This window comes from Paenibacillus sp. FSL H7-0756, from assembly GCF_038006765.1.
In the GTDB taxonomy this organism is placed as follows: domain Bacteria; phylum Bacillota; class Bacilli; order Paenibacillales; family Paenibacillaceae; genus Paenibacillus_AQ.
On the sequence record NZ_JBBOVT010000001.1, the window covers coordinates 1693585 to 1711695 of the forward strand.

At 50.8% G+C, this 18111-nt stretch carries 14 protein-coding genes, 14 tRNA genes and 4 rRNA genes; 29 read left to right on the plus strand and 3 right to left on the minus strand.

Going from position 1 to position 18111, the window contains the following annotated elements; all coding sequences use genetic code 11:
* Window positions 1-3: 3 nt before the first annotated feature.
* The gene (gene pdaB / locus NST04_RS07580) at window positions 4-807 is read right to left on the minus strand and encodes a polysaccharide deacetylase family sporulation protein PdaB (protein WP_341150182.1); all 804 of its coding nucleotides are present in this window, start codon (window positions 805-807) and stop codon (window positions 4-6) included.
* A gap of 133 nt (window positions 808-940) precedes the next feature.
* Between pdaB and NST04_RS07585 the strand changes: the two genes are divergently transcribed.
* The 20 genes from NST04_RS07585 to NST04_RS07680 all read left to right on the plus strand — a co-directional run bounded on the left by NST04_RS07585 (window position 941) and on the right by NST04_RS07680 (window position 8990).
* Entirely contained in the window at window positions 941-1537 is a 597-nt protein-coding gene (locus NST04_RS07585; RefSeq protein WP_341183764.1) for a stage II sporulation protein M, read from the plus strand.
* Window positions 1538-1773: 236 nt separating this feature from the next.
* The gene (locus NST04_RS07590; protein WP_036692450.1) at window positions 1774-2004 is read left to right on the plus strand and encodes a hypothetical protein; all 231 of its coding nucleotides are present in this window, start codon (window positions 1774-1776) and stop codon (window positions 2002-2004) included.
* 347 nt (window positions 2005-2351) lie between these two features.
* A 16S ribosomal RNA gene (locus NST04_RS07595) occupies window positions 2352-3912 on the plus strand.
* Window positions 3913-4036: 124 nt separating this feature from the next.
* Window positions 4037-4153: ribosomal RNA gene (gene rrf, locus NST04_RS07600) — 5S ribosomal RNA — on the plus strand.
* A gap of 47 nt (window positions 4154-4200) precedes the next feature.
* Window positions 4201-4277: transfer RNA gene (locus NST04_RS07605), tRNA-Ile, on the plus strand.
* A gap of 29 nt (window positions 4278-4306) precedes the next feature.
* Window positions 4307-4382, plus strand: a tRNA-Ala gene (locus tag NST04_RS07610).
* 204 nt (window positions 4383-4586) lie between these two features.
* Window positions 4587-7513 (plus strand): 23S ribosomal RNA (locus tag NST04_RS07615).
* A 145-nt stretch (window positions 7514-7658) separates the two neighbouring features.
* Window positions 7659-7775, plus strand: a 5S ribosomal RNA gene (gene rrf / locus NST04_RS07620).
* Together the 16S, 23S and 5S rRNA genes with 14 tRNA genes alongside form the textbook arrangement of a ribosomal RNA operon.
* 9 nt (window positions 7776-7784) lie before the next feature.
* Window positions 7785-7860 (plus strand) — tRNA-Asn (locus NST04_RS07625).
* Window position 7861: 1 nt separating this feature from the next.
* Window positions 7862-7937: transfer RNA gene (locus NST04_RS07630), tRNA-Thr, on the plus strand.
* 13 nt (window positions 7938-7950) lie between these two features.
* Window positions 7951-8025: transfer RNA gene (locus tag NST04_RS07635), tRNA-Glu, on the plus strand.
* Between the two features lie 140 nt (window positions 8026-8165).
* Window positions 8166-8241, plus strand: a tRNA-Val gene (locus NST04_RS07640).
* A gap of 53 nt (window positions 8242-8294) precedes the next feature.
* A tRNA-Gln gene (locus NST04_RS07645) sits at window positions 8295-8368 on the plus strand.
* Window positions 8369-8373: 5 nt separating this feature from the next.
* Window positions 8374-8446: transfer RNA gene (locus NST04_RS07650), tRNA-Lys, on the plus strand.
* Between the two features lie 15 nt (window positions 8447-8461).
* Window positions 8462-8545 (plus strand) — tRNA-Leu (locus tag NST04_RS07655).
* 7 nt (window positions 8546-8552) lie between these two features.
* Window positions 8553-8627: transfer RNA gene (locus NST04_RS07660), tRNA-Gly, on the plus strand.
* A gap of 9 nt (window positions 8628-8636) precedes the next feature.
* Window positions 8637-8713: transfer RNA gene (locus NST04_RS07665), tRNA-Arg, on the plus strand.
* A 22-nt stretch (window positions 8714-8735) separates the two neighbouring features.
* A tRNA-Pro gene (locus tag NST04_RS07670) sits at window positions 8736-8809 on the plus strand.
* A gap of 16 nt (window positions 8810-8825) precedes the next feature.
* Window positions 8826-8899: transfer RNA gene (locus NST04_RS07675), tRNA-Gly, on the plus strand.
* A gap of 17 nt (window positions 8900-8916) precedes the next feature.
* Window positions 8917-8990 (plus strand) — tRNA-Pro (locus NST04_RS07680).
* 79 nt (window positions 8991-9069) lie between these two features.
* Here the strand turns inward: NST04_RS07680 and NST04_RS07685 are convergent.
* Window positions 9070-9483 carry an ImmA/IrrE family metallo-endopeptidase gene (locus tag NST04_RS07685; protein WP_036696270.1) on the minus strand — a complete coding sequence of 138 codons (414 nt, stop codon included), beginning with the start codon at window positions 9481-9483 and terminating at the stop codon, window positions 9070-9072.
* A gap of 45 nt (window positions 9484-9528) precedes the next feature.
* Window positions 9529-9969 carry a helix-turn-helix domain-containing protein gene (locus NST04_RS07690; RefSeq protein ID WP_341183765.1) on the minus strand — a complete coding sequence of 147 codons (441 nt, stop codon included), beginning with the start codon at window positions 9967-9969 and terminating at the stop codon, window positions 9529-9531.
* A 301-nt stretch (window positions 9970-10270) separates the two neighbouring features.
* Here NST04_RS07690 and NST04_RS07695 point away from each other — a divergent pair, with 301 nt between their 5' ends.
* The 9 genes from NST04_RS07695 to NST04_RS07735 all read left to right on the plus strand — a co-directional run bounded on the left by NST04_RS07695 (window position 10271) and on the right by NST04_RS07735 (window position 18108).
* Entirely contained in the window at window positions 10271-10759 is a 489-nt protein-coding gene (locus NST04_RS07695) for an ArpU family phage packaging/lysis transcriptional regulator (protein ID WP_445667907.1), read from the plus strand.
* Window positions 10760-11227: 468 nt separating this feature from the next.
* Window positions 11228-11650 carry a phage tail terminator family protein gene (locus tag NST04_RS07700; protein ID WP_341183766.1) on the plus strand — a complete coding sequence of 141 codons (423 nt, stop codon included), beginning with the start codon at window positions 11228-11230 and terminating at the stop codon, window positions 11648-11650.
* Entirely contained in the window at window positions 11647-11853 is a 207-nt protein-coding gene (locus NST04_RS07705) for a hypothetical protein (RefSeq protein WP_341183767.1), read from the plus strand. Before NST04_RS07700 ends, NST04_RS07705 begins: the two co-directional genes overlap by 4 nt.
* Entirely contained in the window at window positions 11853-13175 is a 1323-nt protein-coding gene (locus NST04_RS07710) for a phage tail sheath family protein (RefSeq protein WP_341183768.1), read from the plus strand. Before NST04_RS07705 ends, NST04_RS07710 begins: the two co-directional genes overlap by 1 nt.
* 1 nt (window position 13176) lies before the next feature.
* Window positions 13177-13647 (plus strand): phage tail tube protein, encoded by a 471-nt coding sequence (locus NST04_RS07715; protein WP_340937760.1) that lies wholly within the window; start codon window positions 13177-13179, stop codon window positions 13645-13647.
* Window positions 13648-13814: 167 nt separating this feature from the next.
* The gene (locus NST04_RS07720) at window positions 13815-14237 is read left to right on the plus strand and encodes a phage tail assembly chaperone (RefSeq protein WP_036696211.1); all 423 of its coding nucleotides are present in this window, start codon (window positions 13815-13817) and stop codon (window positions 14235-14237) included.
* Between the two features lie 192 nt (window positions 14238-14429).
* Window positions 14430-16385, plus strand: a complete 1956-nt coding sequence (locus tag NST04_RS07725; protein WP_341183769.1) for a hypothetical protein — start codon at window positions 14430-14432, stop codon at window positions 16383-16385.
* 1 nt (window position 16386) lies between these two features.
* Window positions 16387-17133 carry a LysM peptidoglycan-binding domain-containing protein gene (locus NST04_RS07730; RefSeq protein ID WP_341183770.1) on the plus strand — a complete coding sequence of 249 codons (747 nt, stop codon included), beginning with the start codon at window positions 16387-16389 and terminating at the stop codon, window positions 17131-17133.
* Window positions 17134-17145: 12 nt separating this feature from the next.
* Complete coding sequence (locus NST04_RS07735; protein ID WP_341183771.1) at window positions 17146-18108, plus strand: XkdQ/YqbQ family protein; 963 nt, start codon at window positions 17146-17148, stop codon at window positions 18106-18108.
* Window positions 18109-18111 lie beyond the last annotated feature (3 nt).

An 18111-nucleotide genomic window follows, 5' to 3' on the forward strand; every position in this document is an offset into this window, starting at 1 on the left:
GAGTTACATTCCTGCAGCGTCTTCCAGGCTATTATCCAGCAAGGCGGAATCGCGGACTTCCTTGCCGTTGGCACTGCTTTGGCTGATCAGCTCTGAGACGGTTACGAACTCATACCCCTGGCTGCGGAGCTTATCAATAATCTGAGGCAGGGCTTCATGCGTCTGTTTGCAGGAGTCGCTGGCATGCAGCAGTACAATATCTCCAGGGTGTGCTTTGCTTGTTACACGGTTAACGATGTTATCCACACCTATGTTCTTCCAGTCCAGTGAGTCCGTGTCCCATTGAATGACTTTGTAGCCTAGATCGGTAGCCACCTGCAGGACTCTTTTGTCAAAATCACCGTTAGGCATTCTGATCAGGTTGGGCTGCGAACCGGTTAGCTCCGTTAATACTGTATGGGCCGTACTAATCTGCGTGCGAATTTCATCATTGCTTAACGTACTGTAGTTCACATGCTTGTGACCGTGGCTGCCAATCTCGAACCCGGCGTCTTTGATGCTTGTCACGATTTCGGGATGGGTTTTGCTCCAAGGTGAGGACAGGAAGAATGTCGCTTTATCCACCTTTTTGTCTTCGAGCACCTTCAGAATCGGCTCAGGGCGTTTCTCTCCCCAACTGATATCGAAGGTTAAGGCGATCAGCTTCTTTTCCGTCGGCACACTGTAAATGGCAGAAGGGGCAGCTTCAGAGAATACGGTAATATTGCCCCTCTCCACATAGACAACGCCGGCGGTAAGAAGCGCAGCAGCAAAAATGTACAGGAACCGTTTGATCTTTTTGCCGCTAAATACATAAAAAGAATTCATAATGTCAGCGCTCCTCTCCCATGCGAAATGCTTGTTTGTTCTAAATGTATGCTCGTACAGGGCGCTTATGACCTCAGATATGAATCATTCCATACGAATTGCAATTCCGCAGAATCTAAATCAGGAGGTACGCATGTTATCTTTTAATACATTTATCAAGGATCTAAGGACGATTCGCACCGCGCTCCTAATGGCCGCAGTTCTATTTATAGCCGGGGGATTCTTAGGGTGGATCGGTACAGGAAGTCTGCAGCAGCTGCTCAACGAGCAATTGGAGGGAATCAGTAAGATTAGCGGGAACCTTAGAGAGTCGTCCAATCCGCAGTGGAGCTTTTTTGTATTCATTTTTCTGAACAATAGTATCAAAAGCGTTGTCATCATTTATCTGGGAGCCCTATTCGGTCTCTTGCCGGCCTTCTTCCTGCTCATCAACGGTGCGGTTATCGGCTATCTGATTCATTTGTCCGCGATACAGGGACAGGATCTGTTCACGCTGATTGTAAAAGGACTGCTGCCGCACGGCATCATAGAGATTCCGGCCATCATCATTGCCTGCGCCTTTGGGCTGAAATTCGGCAGTAAGGTGCTCTCTGCACTCTTTGGAGCGATGAAGCGGAGCGGGGGAGAGCCAGTGAACTGGCAGACCTTCACCGCTTCAGTCTGGATCGTGATTCTGTTATTTATTGCAGCAATCATCGAGAGCACAATTACATTTTGGCTTTTATCATAAAATCCTGGGGAATTGTGCATAACAGTAAAGCCGAAACATTTGGATCTGCTGCCAGGTACGATAAAGAGAGTCCATAAATGGGATTTTCTTATGATAATGGTTATAGGTTCAATACTCCGGTTAATTTAGTGTAAGCACTTCAATAGAGCTTCCCGCATCAAATGGCTTTTTGAGTGAGATGAAACGGCGTTTGATGATTTTGGATAACTATGAATTTCATGAAGGAGGCCAAGCATATGCTGGGAATGTTATTCAATGAGAAGGAATGCAAGGAGCTGGACTATGTGTTGCGCAAAGAGCTGGATGAGATGCTGCTGGATATGAGTGACCAGCGTTTAGATCAGAACATTAGGCATGCAATTGCTAATCGATATAAAACAGTTTTCCGTATGTATGCACGATTTGCTCCACAGAAAGAGCTGTCTAAGTATGCGTGGGGCGGACGTTCTTCTCAGTTCAAGCACTAAGTTTGGAGTAGGCAGTTAACCGGAATAAATAAAATGAATGGAATAGCTTGACGAAAAGGGAGCCGACATGATACATTATATCTCGCGCTCCTTTTGAATGTTTAATGAGAAGGCGCAGGCAAGAAATAATGAAAAATAACTTTTTCAAAAAAAAGCTTGCCAAACAACGAAACACTATGATATATTATGAAGGTCGCCGCTGAGATGCGGTGAAGAGCTAAAATGAGACATTGATCTTTGAAAACTGAACAACGAGTGAGTGGGAAATCACTTCGGTGAGATCCAAATTAGAGAATGTAAATTCTCGTCAGATGTTTCAAAATGAGCAATCGCTCTTTCTAAATACCAATTTGGAGAGTTTGATCCTGGCTCAGGACGAACGCTGGCGGCGTGCCTAATACATGCAAGTCGAGCGGAGTTTGAGAGGAAGCTTGCTTCTTTTCAGACTTAGCGGCGGACGGGTGAGTAACACGTAGGCAACCTGCCCTCAAGCCTGGGATAACTACCGGAAACGGTAGCTAATACCGGATAATTTCTTTCTTCTCCTGAGGAGAGAATGAAAGGCGGAGCAATCTGCTGCTTGGGGATGGGCCTGCGGCGCATTAGCTAGTTGGTGGGGTAACGGCCCACCAAGGCGACGATGCGTAGCCGACCTGAGAGGGTGAACGGCCACACTGGGACTGAGACACGGCCCAGACTCCTACGGGAGGCAGCAGTAGGGAATCTTCCGCAATGGGCGCAAGCCTGACGGAGCAACGCCGCGTGAGTGATGAAGGTTTTCGGATCGTAAAGCTCTGTTGCCAGGGAAGAACGTCCGGTAGAGTAACTGCTACCGGAGTGACGGTACCTGAGAAGAAAGCCCCGGCTAACTACGTGCCAGCAGCCGCGGTAATACGTAGGGGGCAAGCGTTGTCCGGAATTATTGGGCGTAAAGCGCGCGCAGGCGGTTATTTAAGTCTGGTGTTTAAACCTTGGGCTCAACCTGAGGTCGCACTGGAAACTGGGTGACTTGAGTACAGAAGAGGAAAGTGGAATTCCACGTGTAGCGGTGAAATGCGTAGATATGTGGAGGAACACCAGTGGCGAAGGCGACTTTCTGGGCTGTAACTGACGCTGAGGCGCGAAAGCGTGGGGAGCAAACAGGATTAGATACCCTGGTAGTCCACGCCGTAAACGATGAGTGCTAGGTGTTAGGGGTTTCGATACCCTTGGTGCCGAAGTTAACACAGTAAGCACTCCGCCTGGGGAGTACGGTCGCAAGACTGAAACTCAAAGGAATTGACGGGGACCCGCACAAGCAGTGGAGTATGTGGTTTAATTCGAAGCAACGCGAAGAACCTTACCAGGTCTTGACATCCAACTAACGAAGCAGAGATGCATCAGGTGCCCTTCGGGGAAAGTTGAGACAGGTGGTGCATGGTTGTCGTCAGCTCGTGTCGTGAGATGTTGGGTTAAGTCCCGCAACGAGCGCAACCCTTGACTTTAGTTGCCAGCAGGTAAGGCTGGGCACTCTAGAGTGACTGCCGGTGACAAACCGGAGGAAGGTGGGGATGACGTCAAATCATCATGCCCCTTATGACCTGGGCTACACACGTACTACAATGGCCGGTACAACGGGAAGCGAAGCCGCGAGGTGGAGCCAATCCCAGCAAAGCCGGTCTCAGTTCGGATTGCAGGCTGCAACTCGCCTGCATGAAGTCGGAATTGCTAGTAATCGCGGATCAGCATGCCGCGGTGAATACGTTCCCGGGTCTTGTACACACCGCCCGTCACACCACGAGAGTTTACAACACCCGAAGTCGGTGGGGTAACCCGCAAGGGAGCCAGCCGCCGAAGGTGGGGTAGATGATTGGGGTGAAGTCGTAACAAGGTAGCCGTATCGGAAGGTGCGGCTGGATCACCTCCTTTCTATGGAGAATCGTTTCCTGCAACGGAAACATTCAAATCGGAAGCTCAGCTTCCACAATAGAACCTTCGGGTTCGGACACTCACTCGTGTTCAGTTTTGAAAGAGCAAGTCTCTTTCGTATGCGTTTGGTGGCGATAGCGGAGGGGTTCCACACGTACCCATCCCGAACACGACCGTTAAGCCCTCCAGCGCCGATGGTACTTGGACCGAAGGGTCCTGGGAGAGTAGGACGCCGCCAAGCGAACAATCAATTCATTGATTGCTTCACTACTGAAAGTTTTGTTATATGGGCTTTTAGCTCAGTTGGTTAGAGCGCACCTCTGATAAGGGTGAGGTCGGTGGTTCGAGTCCACCAAGGCCCACCATATAACACTTATGAATTGAATACCTATTTGGGGCCATAGCTCAGCTGGGAGAGCGCCTGCCTTGCAAGCAGGAGGTCAGCGGTTCGATCCCGCTTGGCTCCACCAAAACTTCTTTACAAAAGTATATGCACATTGTCTGTTATTCCGAACATCACAGCCGTGATTGTTTCATAATAACAGCATCTTGATCCTTGAAAACTGGATACCGAAACGAATTTGCGTTTTAGAACATCTTTTAGCTGAAACTTGTGTAAGCAAGTGGAAATAGTTATTAGTTGCTACCGTGATTTTCCTCAGGGAAAACACATTGGTTAAGCTACTAAGAGCACACGGAGGATGCCTAGGCGCCAGGAGCCGACGAAGGACGTGGCGAACAACGAAACTGCCTCGGGGAGCTGTAAGCAAGCTTTGATCCGGGGGTGTCCGAATGGGGAAACCCAGCTGTGGTAATTCGCAGTTACTCGTATCTGAATACATAGGATACGCAGAGGCAGACCAGGGGAACTGAAACATCTAAGTACCCTGAGGAAGAGAAAACAATAGTGATTCCGTCAGTAGCGGCGAGCGAACGCGGAACAGCCTAAACCAAGAGGCTTGCCTCTTGGGGTTGTGGGACGTCTCACATGGAGTTACAAAGGAATATGGTAGGCGAAGAGGTCTGGAAAGGCCCGCGATAGAGGTAAAAGCCCTGTAGCCGAAATGGTATTCTCTCCGAGACGGATCCCGAGTAGTGCGGGGCACGTGAAACCCCGTATGAATCCAGCAGGACCATCTGCTAAGGCTAAATACTACCTGGCGACCGATAGTGAAACAGTACCGTGAGGGAAAGGTGAAAAGCACCCCGGAAGGGGAGTGAAATAGAACCTGAAACCGTGTGCTTACAAAAAGTCAGAGCCCTTTCTATGGGTGATGGCGTGCCTTTTGTAGAATGAACCGGCGAGTTACGTTTAACATGCAAGGTTAAGGTGAGAAGCCGGAGCCGCAGCGAAAGCGAGTCTGAATAGGGCGACTGAGTATGTGGACGTAGACCCGAAACCGTGTGATCTACCCCTGTCCAGGGTGAAGGTGCGGTAACACGCACTGGAGGCCCGAACCCACGCATGTTGAAAAATGCGGGGATGAGGTGGGGGTAGCGGAGAAATTCCAATCGAACTCGGAGATAGCTGGTTCTCCCCGAAATAGCTTTAGGGCTAGCCTCGGTGAATGGAGTGGTGGAGGTAGAGCACTGATTGGGTGCGGGGCCCGCAAGGGTTACCAAGCTCAGTCAAACTCCGAATGCCATTTACTTCTTGCCGGGAGTCAGACAGTGAGTGCTAAGATCCATTGTCAAAAGGGAAACAGCCCAGACCATCAGCTAAGGTCCCCAAGTGTGTGTTAAGTGGGAAAGGATGTGGAGTTGCACAGACAACCAGGATGTTGGCTTAGAAGCAGCCACCATTGAAAGAGTGCGTAATAGCTCACTGGTCGAGTGACTCTGCGCCGAAAATGTAACGGGGCTAAACACACCACCGAAGCTATGGCTAGATGCTTTGCATCTGGGGTAGGGGAGCGTTGTATGTGGGTTGAAGGTGTACCGTAAGGAGCGCTGGACAGCATACAAGTGAGAATGCCGGTATGAGTAACGAAAAGATCAGTGAGAATCTGATCCGCCGAAAGCCCAAGGTTTCCTGAGGAAGGCTCGTCCGCTCAGGGTAAGTCGGGACCTAAGGCGAGGCCGAAAGGCGTAGTCGAAGGACAACAGTTTGAAATTACTGTACCACCGTAATCCGCTATGAGCGATGGGGTGACGCAGGAGGGTAGTGACGCGGACTGATGGATGTCCGTCTAAGCAGTGAGGCTGGTGTGTAGGCAAATCCGCACACCGTAAGGCTGGGCTGTGATGGGGAGCGAAAATTACAGTAGCGAAGGTCATGATCTCACACTGCCAAGAAAAGCCTCTAGTCAGGAGAAGGTGCCCGTACCGCAAACCGACACAGGTAGGCGAGAAGAGAATTCTAAGGCGCGCGGAAGAACTCTCGTTAAGGAACTCGGCAAAATGACCCCGTAACTTCGGGAGAAGGGGTGCCTCGGTAGGGTGAATAGCCCGAGGGGGCCGCAGTGAAAAGGCCCAAGCGACTGTTTAGCAAAAACACAGGTCTGTGCGAAGCCGTAAGGCGAAGTATACGGGCTGACGCCTGCCCGGTGCTGGAAGGTTAAGGGGAGCGGTTAGGACTTAGTCCGAAGCTGTGAACCGAAGCCCCAGTAAACGGCGGCCGTAACTATAACGGTCCTAAGGTAGCGAAATTCCTTGTCAGGTAAATTCTGACCCGCACGAATGGCGTAACGACTTGGGCGCTGTCTCAACGAGAGATCCGGTGAAATTTTAATACCTGTGAAGATGCAGGTTACCCGCGACAAGACGGAAAGACCCCATGGAGCTTTACTGCAGCTTGATATTGAATTTGGGTACGATCTGTACAGGATAGGTGGGAGCCGTGGAGGCAGGAGCGCAAGCTTCTGCGGAGGCGCCGTTGGGATACCACCCTGATCGTATCTAGGTTCTAACCTGGTGCCCTTATCGGGTACGGGGACCGTGTCAGGCGGGCAGTTTGACTGGGGCGGTCGCCTCCTAAAGAGTAACGGAGGCGTTCAAAGGTTCCCTCAGAATGGTTGGAAATCATTCGCAGAGTGCAAAGGCATAAGGGAGCTTGACTGCGAGACCTACAAGTCGAGCAGGGACGAAAGTCGGACTTAGTGATCCGGTGGTACCGCATGGAAGGGCCATCGCTCAACGGATAAAAGCTACCCTGGGGATAACAGGCTTATCTCCCCCAAGAGTCCACATCGACGGGGAGGTTTGGCACCTCGATGTCGGCTCATCGCATCCTGGGGCTGAAGTAGGTCCCAAGGGTTGGGCTGTTCGCCCATTAAAGCGGTACGCGAGCTGGGTTCAGAACGTCGTGAGACAGTTCGGTCCCTATCTGTCGTGGGCGCAGGAAATTTGAGAGGAGCTGTCCTTAGTACGAGAGGACCGGGATGGACGTACCGCTGGTGCATCAGTTGTTCCGCCAGGAGCATGGCTGAGTAGCTACGTACGGACGGGATAAGCGCTGAAAGCATCTAAGCGTGAAGCCCCCCTCAAGATGAGATTTCCCAATTAGTAAGACCCCTTGAAGACGACGAGGTAGATAGGTTGGAGGTGGAAGTGCAGCAATGCATGGAGCTGACCAATACTAATCGGTCGAGGGCTTATCCAAAAGCTACCCCAAAAAGTGAAGAAGAGGCTGACGAAGCCGATTCCGAATACTTTCCGGGGGCCCCGTAAGAAGGGCAAACACAAATTCGTTTCGGATTCAGTTTTCAGGAATCAAATTCCTGAAGCATTTACGCTGTAAATGCCCGTTTGGTGGCGATAGCGGAGGGGTTCCACACGTACCCATCCCGAACACGACCGTTAAGCCCTCCAGCGCCGATGGTACTTGGACCGAAGGGTCCTGGGAGAGTAGGACGTTGCCAAGCGGACAATATTCCCTGATAGCTCAGTTGGTAGAGCACTCGACTGTTAATCGAGTTGTCACAGGTTCGAGTCCTGTTCGGGGAGCCATGCTCTCATAGCTCAGCAGGTAGAGTGCTTCCATGGTAAGGAAGAGGTCACCGGTTCGAATCCGGTTGAGAGCTCCACAGATTTACTTAAGGCCCGTTGGTCAAGGGGTTAAGACACCTCCCTTTCACGGAGGTAACATGGGTTCGAATCCCATACGGGTCACCATTTTTTATGGGATGAGAATTCCCTGGGTTCGTTGAAGCATAGGCATCGTAAGGAATACTTCGCAATCTCGTAACGGAGTGAAGAGTATCCCATACGGGTCACCATTTTTAATCAGTACCCTTATTAGTCACCATACATATGGAGGCTTAGCTCAGCTGGGAGAGCATCTGCCTTACAAGCAGAGGGTCGGGGGTTCGAACCCCTCAGCCTCCACCATAATGTTCTTGATATTTGAGGGAGATTGTGGGCATTATATATGTATCTATTGTAGGGGATTCGCCAAGTGGTAAGGCAACGGACTCTGACTCCGTCATCATAGGTTCGAATCCTATATCCCCTGCCAAATATGAGCCATTAGCTCAGTTGGTAGAGCACCTGACTTTTAATCAGGGTGTCGAAGGTTCGAGTCCTTCATGGCTCACTTTTATTGATTCATGCGCGTGTGGCGGAATGGCAGACGCACCAGACTTAGGATCTGGCGTCGTAAGACGTGGGGGTTCAAGTCCCTTCACGCGCACCACTTATTTGCGGACGTGGCTCAGCGGTAGAGCATCGCCTTGCCAAGGCGAGGGTCGCGGGTTCGATTCCCGTCGTCCGCTCCAATATTTTTTGCGCCCTTAGCTCAGCTGGATAGAGCGTTTGACTACGAATCAAAAGGCCGGGAGTTCGAATCTCTCAGGGCGCGCCATTATTACTTCATTAATTATTAACGGGATGTAGCTCAGCTTGGTAGAGCACCTGGTTTGGGACCAGGGGGTCGCATGTTCAAATCGTGTCATCCCGATATTCATTTCACCTGTGCGGGTGTAGTTCAATGGTAGAACTTCAGCCTTCCAAGCTGATAGCGTGGGTTCGATTCCCATCACCCGCTCCATAATAATCTAATAGTTTCGGGATGTAGCTCAGCTTGGTAGAGCACCTGGTTTGGGACCAGGGGGTCGCATGTTCAAATCGTGTCATCCCGATCGAACAGCTTATGGCTGGCAATCAACTCTTACTGCGGTAAGAGTTTTTTGTTGCGTCATTAAAGGAACGTACGTTCCTTTAATCGTCTAAAAAAAAGACAACCTCAGCCGGGATGCCGATCCTTGCATAATAACTCTGTAGGGATTCATCCTGCTCAATGGCAGTGCCGACCGATAGCAGCTTGACCGCGAACAGGTTAGCCTGCCGCTCCAGCTTGCCTGGTGAGAAATAGGAATTCTCCTCCAGAAAGAAACGGTTGACCCCTTTGTGCAGACGGTCATGCGCGAGTTCATGGGCGCATACGAACCGTTGCCACTCCAGCGGCAGCTGGTTATGAATGACGATGAACCTTCTTCTTAGCTTACGGTAGTAGAGGCCCTTGGTGCCGTCACCCAGATGCATAAACCGGATGTGAATCCCGAGTGCTTCAGCCAGTTCGAAAGGGCTGCTGGTATTGTATTTTTTGACCAAACGCTTGATTAGCTCATCCATATTCTTCACCCGCAGCATGTTAATAGTAGTTGGATTGCCTGGTACTTACTCTTTACCTGGATGTTGTTTGGGCTTGGTCCGCTTGTTCATCTGCTTCGCCTCCCAGAACAGGCCGGTTAACACGTCCTTGATCCGCTGTTTATCTTCCTTGTTCAAGGGAATCCCGTCAAACATCAGCTCACCGTCATCCTCCAGCATTTGGCGGAAGTCCCGCTTATCCTTGCTGGTGGCCCAGGCAGGCACAGAGCTCTCTGTGCTGCTTCCAGTCTCGGTTAAATAACCGGCATGGCCCATCAGCTCCTCGTAAGACACATCGGTCGCTTCAGCAATCTTACGCAGTGTAGCCGGCTTGGGGACACCCCGTAATCCATTCTCGATCCGTGAGATTTGGGCTCCACTGATACCGGCAAGCGCTGCCAGCTGATTAATGGTCAGTCCCTTTCCTTCCCGAAGCTGTCTCAGATAGTATCCGAATTCCTCTGCCATCGATAACCACTCCTTATCCCTAATCACCTAAAAAGCTGTTGTACTTACTATAAGCTATTTATGCCAATAGGTAAACAATAAAGAGTCTATTATTGCCAAAAGGTAAGAATGGACATGCATATAGCTTGTTTATGCTGCAAAACGGGCCAAAATGAGGTTTTACTGAATTGGTAGATAAGTGGTATATTATCAAAAAAAGCGAACACTATACGAACAAGTAGAATTTTAACACATTTGGCCGGAAAGGTCCGCAACAAAGTTCTTAAATCTGTATAACATCTAAGGAGTGGTATAAATGTTGATGATTCTATCTTCGCTGCCCGAGCTTGACCGCCGCAGGACTCAGGTCACTATAGAGAATATGTTGGAGAAATACCGGATTTTCAAGTCTGTAACGTTCGAGGCTAAAGAGGCCGGGATTACTTATTCCTACACGGAACGTTTCCATGGGGCGACTAATACGGTTACCGATCAGACAGCAGCAATTGCCACGCATAATGTAGATGTGCCTGCTGCAAGACGGGCGTATTGTGATGTAATCGATTCAGTTGTAGAGCGGCTTACCCAGAGGGAACAACAACTGGTGCGGGAGAGGTACATGCGCAGAGAGGAGAGCTATGACTACACTATCTATAATCATGTGTTCGATCCTCCGGTGAGCAAGGATACTTATGTGAAAATCAGGTCGAAGGCGTTCTATAAGATGGCGCTGGCGCTCGCTGATCTGCAGCTGCTGTCTCTCGCTACGCTCACGAAAACCCCGGCTGAAGGGAACTTGCCTAAGAGGTAGAAATCCTTTGGACACAAAATGCAGCTTCCATATGTAATCAACATGGCCGTATTGCCCGCCGGGGTGATGCGGCTTTTTTGCATGAGCTTATATGTTCTGGCGGCCCCGCCGTATATTGAATCCTTCCATTGAAGCAGGCCGTGCAGTAGAGACGGGGCTAAGGCGGGGAGCACCATTTACCATCCCTTTTACCACCGGAAGTTATCGTTAACTCATCTGTAATAGCGCCTGCACAAGGTCTCAGGGGGGCTATGATTATAACATGGCAAATGAAGCAGAAGGACACCGCAGGAGCATGAATGCTCCACATCCTCGAAGCCTGAGACAGGCTGGCAGACCAGCGCGGTGAAAGCTCCTTCGGTCATTGCCGGGTACAAGACGGGTTCTATTCTTCCTAAATCGGGCCCGCGATTGACTTCAAGAAAGGCAGGAGGGATTACCACATCTATTCATGAGAGGAATGAAATCATGACGGTAGAGCAACTACGGGGAAATATTACTGCTGCGCTGGTGCAGTTTTTCCCGGATATTCCTGTCTATGTGGAAGGGGATAAGCCGCAGTCAGCCTACTTCAGGCTGGAGCTGCTCTCGGCAACCTACGACAGGCAGCGTGAAGGCAGATACATGGCGATCTACCGCTTCGGTATCCGCTATGAGCAAGGAAGTCTGCTGGACGCAGAGGCTATGGCTGACGGGCTCTGTGAGGCACTGGACGCAAGAGAAAGTGTTAATCCCGCTTATCGGGTGGTGCGCCAGTCCTGGGTGGCCGGAGCAGAGGGACGGGGGGCGCTGTTCACCGTGGACTATATGCTCTATCTCCAGAAGCAGAAGCAGCCGGAGGAAGAGGCAGAGCTGATGGGACACTTCACAGAAGGGGCGCGGCTGAAATGAGTTCTAAGGAAATGACGGCAAGTGAGCGGGAACGAGGCAGCGGGGGAGCGGATGCTTTTGGAAAGAAGCAGATGATGAAGTCCGCTCTGTTTGCGCCGCGGGAAAAGGATGTACTGGAGGTAGTTCTGCAAGAGGACAGGAGCTACACCTTGGAAGAGGCTAAGCATTTAATGGAGCTGTATCTAAATAAGGAGGTTATCTAATGGCTGGAGGAACATGGACAACACAAAACAAGGTGCGTCCGGGGGTATACGTAAATGTGGCCTCGAACGGCATTGTGGCAGGTAAAATGGGGGAACGCGGTACGGCAGCTTTGGCGCTTGCACTGCCTTGGGGGCCTGCGGGAGTCATTCTTAAGCTTACGGCTCAGGAAGATTTCCAGCAAAAGCTGGGCTACGATCTGACGGCTGTAGAGCTGCTGCCGGTGCGAGAGGTGCTGAAGCGGGCGGGCACACTGCTGCTCTACCGTCTGAATCAGGGTGTGAAGGCTGCTGTGGCCAATAACGGAATTCAGGCGACTGCGCTCTATGGCGGGGAGCGCGGGAATGCGCTTAAGGTAGTGATCGAGAAAAATATCGATGACGCTACTAAGTTCGATGTCCGGACGCTGCTGGACGGGGCAGAGGTGGACAAGCAGACGGTAAGCGCTGCTGCTGATCTGTCTGCGAACGCTTATGTAGAATTTAAGCCGAATGAAGCCGGTGCGCTGACGGTGAGCGCTGGACTGCCGCTGGCAGGCGGGGCGAATGGTGTGGTGACGAATGCGGAGCATAGTGCGTTCTTGTCGGCGCTGGAGGTTCAGGATTTCCAGACGGTAGGTCTGGTATCCCAGGATAACACGCTGAAGTCGCTGTATAGCGCCTATGTGAAGCGTCTGCGTAACACGGAAGGCAAGAAGGTGCAGGCGGTCTTGTCCGATTACGCTACGGCTGATCATGAAGGCATTATCAGTGTGGCGAACGGTGTCATTTTGAGTGATGGAACGGTGGTGGATAAAGCTCATGCCGTGGCTTGGGTTGCCGGTGCTACTGCCGCTGCTGCGGTGAACGAATCCCTGACTTATCAGGCCTATGACGATGCTGTAGATGCGGATGTGCGTTTCAGCCATTCCGAGACTGTAGAAGCACTTACAGACGGAGAGCTGCTGTTCACCTATAGCGGAGGCCGTGCAGTAGTGGAGCAGGACATTAACACGTTCACCTCCTTCTCTACAGACAAAGGCAAGGCCTTCTCCAAGAACCGCGTGCTGCGTGTGCTGGATGGGATCGCTGGTGATTTGAAGCGGATTTTTGAGAGCTACTTCATTGGCAAATTGCCGAATAATGAGGACGGGCGCGCGCTGTTCTGGTCGCAGTGCGTCACTTATATGAATGATCTGCAGAACCTCGGGGCGATTGAAAACTTCAATGCGCAGAGTGACATTGTCGTGACTCCTGGAGCGGACAGTGACAGCGTAGTGCTGGAGGTAGCGGTGAAGCCGGTAGATTCGGTAGAAAAAGTATATATGAAAGTGAAGGTGGTCTAAGATGACATTCTTGAGAGCCAGCGATACGCTGTCCGGCCAGGAGGGCCGGGCGTATGCCACGATTAACGGACAGACGGAAGAGATGTTCTATGTCAAAACCCTGGAAGCCACGGTTGAAAAGCAGAAGGCGGAAGTGAAGACGCTGGGACGCCGCGGAGTGCAGCATAAGGCGACTGGCTGGTCGGGCAGCGGTACGATGACGATTTTCTACATGACGAGCCGTTTCCGCCAGATGATGCTGGAGTACATGAAGACAGGGATTGACCAATACTTCAGCATTATCGTGACCAATGAAGATCCTTCTTCAACCGTGGGTGCCCAGCGTATCATGCTGAAGGATGTCAATCTGGACAGTGTGATTATGGCTTCGCTGGATACGGAGTCGGATGCACTGGAGGAAGAGGTTGCTTTTACCTTCGAGGATGTGGAATTGGTGCAGCCCTTCGCGGCTCCGGCGAATTCCGGCCAATAAAGCATAAGCGGACTATCCGCAGGTTGTAAAAGAGTAGAAGACTGAAAAGGTTCGGGGCTCCCGCAAAGTATCTGGAGGATCATTGAAACCATTGCTGCGCTGTGCGGCGGTATTCTGTGGCGGGCCTCTTCGCTGCCTTAACACAATAAGAATCCGGGAGGAACAACATGAGTGAATTAAGTTTGTTTTTTGCGCAAAATGCGGCTTGTGATACAACAGAGGAATTCGCGGTCTCGCTGCGGTTCAAGGACAAGGAAGGTAACCCTGCTGTCTGGAAGCTGCGCAGTATGAATGAGGAAGAGAACCAGGAATGCCGCAAGGCGGCTACCCGCAAGGTCAAAGGAAAGAACGGAACCTACACTACGGATATTGATCCCAATGAATATATGGCGAAGCTGATGACGGCAAGCATTGTGCATCCGGATCTGAAGAATACGGAGCTTCAACGCTCCTACGGGGTAATGGGTGCCGAATCACTGCTGCGCAAAATGCTGCTGCCCGGGGAATTCGCTGCGCTTGGGGAACGGGTACAGGCCCTGAACGGCTTCGCCACCGATATGAACGAGCTGGTAGATGACGTAAAAAACTAATCAACGAGGGCGATGGTGAGGCGAATCTGGCTTACTACGCCCTCCATGAGCTGCATATTCTCCCGCATGAGCTGATGAAGCTCTCCGTCCGCGAACGCGCGGCGATCTATGCCATGATCTCCGTCCGCGTGGACAAGGAGAAGCGGGAGCGCGCGCGGAGCAAGGGGAAGAAGCGATGAAGGGGGTGAAAGAATGGAAATCGATAGCTCGAAAGCAGTCATTATCTCGCGCAGGTCGGTTACGATCTGGAAAGCCGTCCACAAACAAAGCCTGCGGATGAATAATAATCTCGACATGGTTAACCGGTCGGTAAAGGGTTTTCAGGCGGCTGTGAGACGTTCCAGTGAACAAATCATCCGCTCGGAGGATCGGATGATTCAATCCTTGCAACAGATTAATGATACGCTGTTGGAAGGATTTAAACGGCTGCCTGTCAAAGTGGATGTGTCCAGAACAATTGTGATGCAGCAAAGTCAAAGGGCTGCGCAATCCCAGCAGTTGGGGGTCCGGATGCTTAACGCCACGCCTACTGTAGAGGAGCCTAAGAAAGAGGAAGAGGCTAAAAAGGTAAACTGGTGGAAAGGGCTTAAAGAAAAAAAGAAAAATGAAGAAAAAAAGCCTGAGGTGAAAAAAGAGGATGTTAAACCGCCAGTACCCGAGGTCCTGCCGAAGCCGAAGATCAATTTGAAGAAAGACCCGGTGCCGCCGCCGGTACCTCCACCAGTCCCACCTGCACCGGGCGGCGATTCCAAGATCATGAAATTCCTCAAAACGGCTGATGTGGTAACGCCGTTTAACGCGATTAAGTCGTTCGGGGAGAAGGCCGTGAAGGAAGCAGCACAGCCTGAGGATATTGAGAAATGGAACGTGATGAACGAGAATATTGACAATGCGCTCGGACAGATTGGTGCTAAGGCACTGGGCGCTCTGCGGCCGGTAATGGATACGATTAACACAGCGTTAACTTCGGGACAGTTAGCGCCGCTTATTGATGCGATGGCTAACGGGTTTCTTTTCATAGCAAATGTGATCTCAATGGTCGTTGACGGGCTGTTATGGCTGGCCCAGGTGGTTCAGGATAACTGGTCGTTTATTAAGCCTATCCTTGAAGCGATTGCCGTTGTCTTCCTGGCAGCTATGATCGTTCAGGTCTATATGCTTGCTGCCGCCTGGCTGGTGGCGAACTGGCCTATCTTAATCGTCATTGCTGTGATAGCAGTCTTATTAATGATTCTGCAGCACCTTGGCGTCTCTGCGGGTGAGGTTGTCGGGTTTATTGTGGGATCGTTCTACTATCTGGCTGCAGTTGTGCAGAATATAGCGATTGGTATCCAGAATTTTTTCACTTTGGCTGGCGATGGGTTAGTTTATATATTTAATTGGGCTGTCAATAAAGTGCAGGGATTCTTTTATGGTCTTGCCGCTGGTGCACTGGATGTTATGTATAGTATTGCTGTAGGCGCAGAAGGATTCGCCGGAGGATTCATGAAGATAATGGCTAAGGCTATCCAGTGGGTGCTCGACAAATTCAACTCGCTGGTTGATATGCTGAGCAGCATTCCATTCTTCGACACATTAGGGATCAGCAAGGTCAAAATTGATGTAGAGGAACCCGAGACTCCTCATGGTGCCAGTAATATTATTGCTAAATACCGCCAAGGCCTTGAAGTGTATAAACCGGCAGACAAAGTTGTCTTTGAAATGTCCAAGCAGAAAGATTATAAGGATATCAGTGCGGCTTATGATAAGGGTAACCAAACAGGAATGAATGCTACGAATAAATTTATGGATAAGGGAAAAGAAACGGAGGATAAAGTCAAGGAGTTAACTAACCCTAAGTCTCTTAAGAATATCCCGGGAGGTTCAACTAACGCTTTCGCCAACCAAAACGGCAGCCTGAACAACGTCAACAAGGTAGGCGAGGTAGGCAAGATCAATGAAAAGGTCGATATCTCCAGTGATGATCTGGATATGCTGCGGGAGCTGGCGGAGATTCAGTCGATTCAGAATTTTGTCGAGCTGACTCCAACGGTGCAGGTAACAACCGGAAATATTAATAATTCGGGCGATATTGACTCCATCATCACGAAGATTGGGCAAAAGCTGAAAGAGGAGTTCGTCTCTACGGCGCAGGGGGTGTACACGTAACATGGAGGAGTATGGATTCTATCTTAGCTTCAATAATTATGAAGAGGTGATCCGGCTTCCGGTGAACCCTGAGACGCTGGAGATCAAGGAGAACAGCGATGGCAAAAGCTATACGATCGTGGATTTCGGTGAAATCAATGCTATCGCTTATCCCAAGCTGACGGAGATTACGATTGAGAGCATGTTTCCGGCACAGTATTATCCGTTTGTGGTGTACTCCGGGGAGAATGCCGGTAAGCTGCTGAAACCCTACGAGTATGTAGAGCTGATCCGCAAATGGATGCTCAGCCGCAGGCCGGTCCGGTTTGTTTTCTCAGGGCTGAAATCGGCGAACGTGCAGAATACGCAAACCCCTGATTGGCTGAGGCAGGCCAGGGCGCAGGCGCAGCAGACTTTTACCGGGGATATTGGCATTAATATGGCGGTCAGTATTGAGAACTTCTCCTGGAAGCTCAGTGCGGGGTCCTCGGGGGATATCGATTATACACTTGGACTCAAAAAGTATGTGTTCTATCAGGCGTTAGCCGTGAAGGTTGGCAGCACCGGTGAAGTGAAGAAGCAGCAGAAACGGGCAAGCGAGAAGGCAGTGCCTGCTACCTATACGCTCAAAGCCGGGGATACGCTCTGGTCGGTGGCCCAAAAGCTGCTCGGTGACGGCAGTAAATTCAAAACGCTGCAAAAGCTGAACAATATCTCGGACAGCGAACTGAAGAAGCTCAAAATTGGCCGAGTGATCAAGCTGTCTTAGGAGGCCATGGCGATGGAATTAATCATAATTAATAAGGAAGGCGCCATCTGGAATATTGCCGGAATCGTTACGGATATCACGTGGAAAACCACCCGGACCGGCAAGCCTGCGACGCTTGAGCTTACGCTGGTGGACAGCGGTATATATCAGCATAAGAAATTCGCGATCAGCAACGGGGATATAGTGCAGTTCCGCAGAGACGGAGTCGATGTATTCTACGGCTTCGTCTTCAGCATTGACACGGGTGCAAATCAGGAGATCAAGCTGACGGCGTACGATCAGATCCGCTATCTGCTGGGCAATGGCAGTTATGTACTTCAGGATGTTACTGCGGCTGAGGTCATCAGTACCATTGCCAAAGACCGCGGCTTGCGGCTTGGATTACTGGAACCGGCGGAGTACAAGATCCCCTCGCTGATCGAAGACGGCAAGAAGCTGCTCGATATTATTATGGGTGCGGTCGGCAGTGAGCTGCAGTATAAGGGCCAGCTGATGGCGTTCTATGATGATTTTGGCAAGCTGACGCTGCGCAGCCCGCAGTCCATGCTGCTTAAGGTGATTCTGGGGGCAGGCCATTATCTGTATGATTATTCGCTGAAAAGAAGTATCGACGATAATACGTACAATACGATTCTGCTCTACCAGGACAACGAAAAGACCGGCAAACGCGAGTTCTATCCGGTCACAGATAAAGAAAATGTAAAGCGCTGGGGTATCCTGCATCTCTACCAGAAGGCGGACGATAATGCGAATGCCGCGCAGATCCAGGAGAAAGCAGACAATCTGCTGAAGCAGCATAACCGCGAGAAGGTCAGTCTCTCCGTGCAGGCTATTGGCGATATACGGGTGAGGGCAGGGAACTTCATTTATGTGCTGCTGGATGAATTCCAGACACAGCTGTTCCTGGTAGATCAATGCAGCCATAAAATTTCCGGAGGGGAGCATACGATGTCCCTAGACATTAAGGTGGTGTAGACA

Coding starts and splice junctions, on each gene's coding strand:
- pdaB (WP_341150182.1), bottom strand. CDS start 807: ATGAATTCTTTTTATGTATTTAGCGGCAAAAAGATCAAACGGTTCCTG.
- NST04_RS07585 (WP_341183764.1), top strand. CDS start 941: ATGTTATCTTTTAATACATTTATCAAGGATCTAAGGACGATTCGCACC.
- NST04_RS07590 (WP_036692450.1), top strand. CDS start 1,774: ATGCTGGGAATGTTATTCAATGAGAAGGAATGCAAGGAGCTGGACTAT.
- NST04_RS07685 (WP_036696270.1), bottom strand. CDS start 9,483: ATGGATGAGCTAATCAAGCGTTTGGTCAAAAAATACAATACCAGCAGC.
- NST04_RS07690 (WP_341183765.1), bottom strand. CDS start 9,969: ATGGCAGAGGAATTCGGATACTATCTGAGACAGCTTCGGGAAGGAAAG.
- NST04_RS07695 (WP_445667907.1), top strand. CDS start 10,271: ATGATTCTATCTTCGCTGCCCGAGCTTGACCGCCGCAGGACTCAGGTC.
- NST04_RS07700 (WP_341183766.1), top strand. CDS start 11,228: ATGACGGTAGAGCAACTACGGGGAAATATTACTGCTGCGCTGGTGCAG.
- NST04_RS07705 (WP_341183767.1), top strand. CDS start 11,647: ATGAGTTCTAAGGAAATGACGGCAAGTGAGCGGGAACGAGGCAGCGGG.
- NST04_RS07710 (WP_341183768.1), top strand. CDS start 11,853: ATGGCTGGAGGAACATGGACAACACAAAACAAGGTGCGTCCGGGGGTA.
- NST04_RS07715 (WP_340937760.1), top strand. CDS start 13,177: ATGACATTCTTGAGAGCCAGCGATACGCTGTCCGGCCAGGAGGGCCGG.
- NST04_RS07720 (WP_036696211.1), top strand. CDS start 13,815: ATGAGTGAATTAAGTTTGTTTTTTGCGCAAAATGCGGCTTGTGATACA.
- NST04_RS07725 (WP_341183769.1), top strand. CDS start 14,430: ATGGAAATCGATAGCTCGAAAGCAGTCATTATCTCGCGCAGGTCGGTT.
- NST04_RS07730 (WP_341183770.1), top strand. CDS start 16,387: ATGGAGGAGTATGGATTCTATCTTAGCTTCAATAATTATGAAGAGGTG.
- NST04_RS07735 (WP_341183771.1), top strand. CDS start 17,146: ATGGAATTAATCATAATTAATAAGGAAGGCGCCATCTGGAATATTGCC.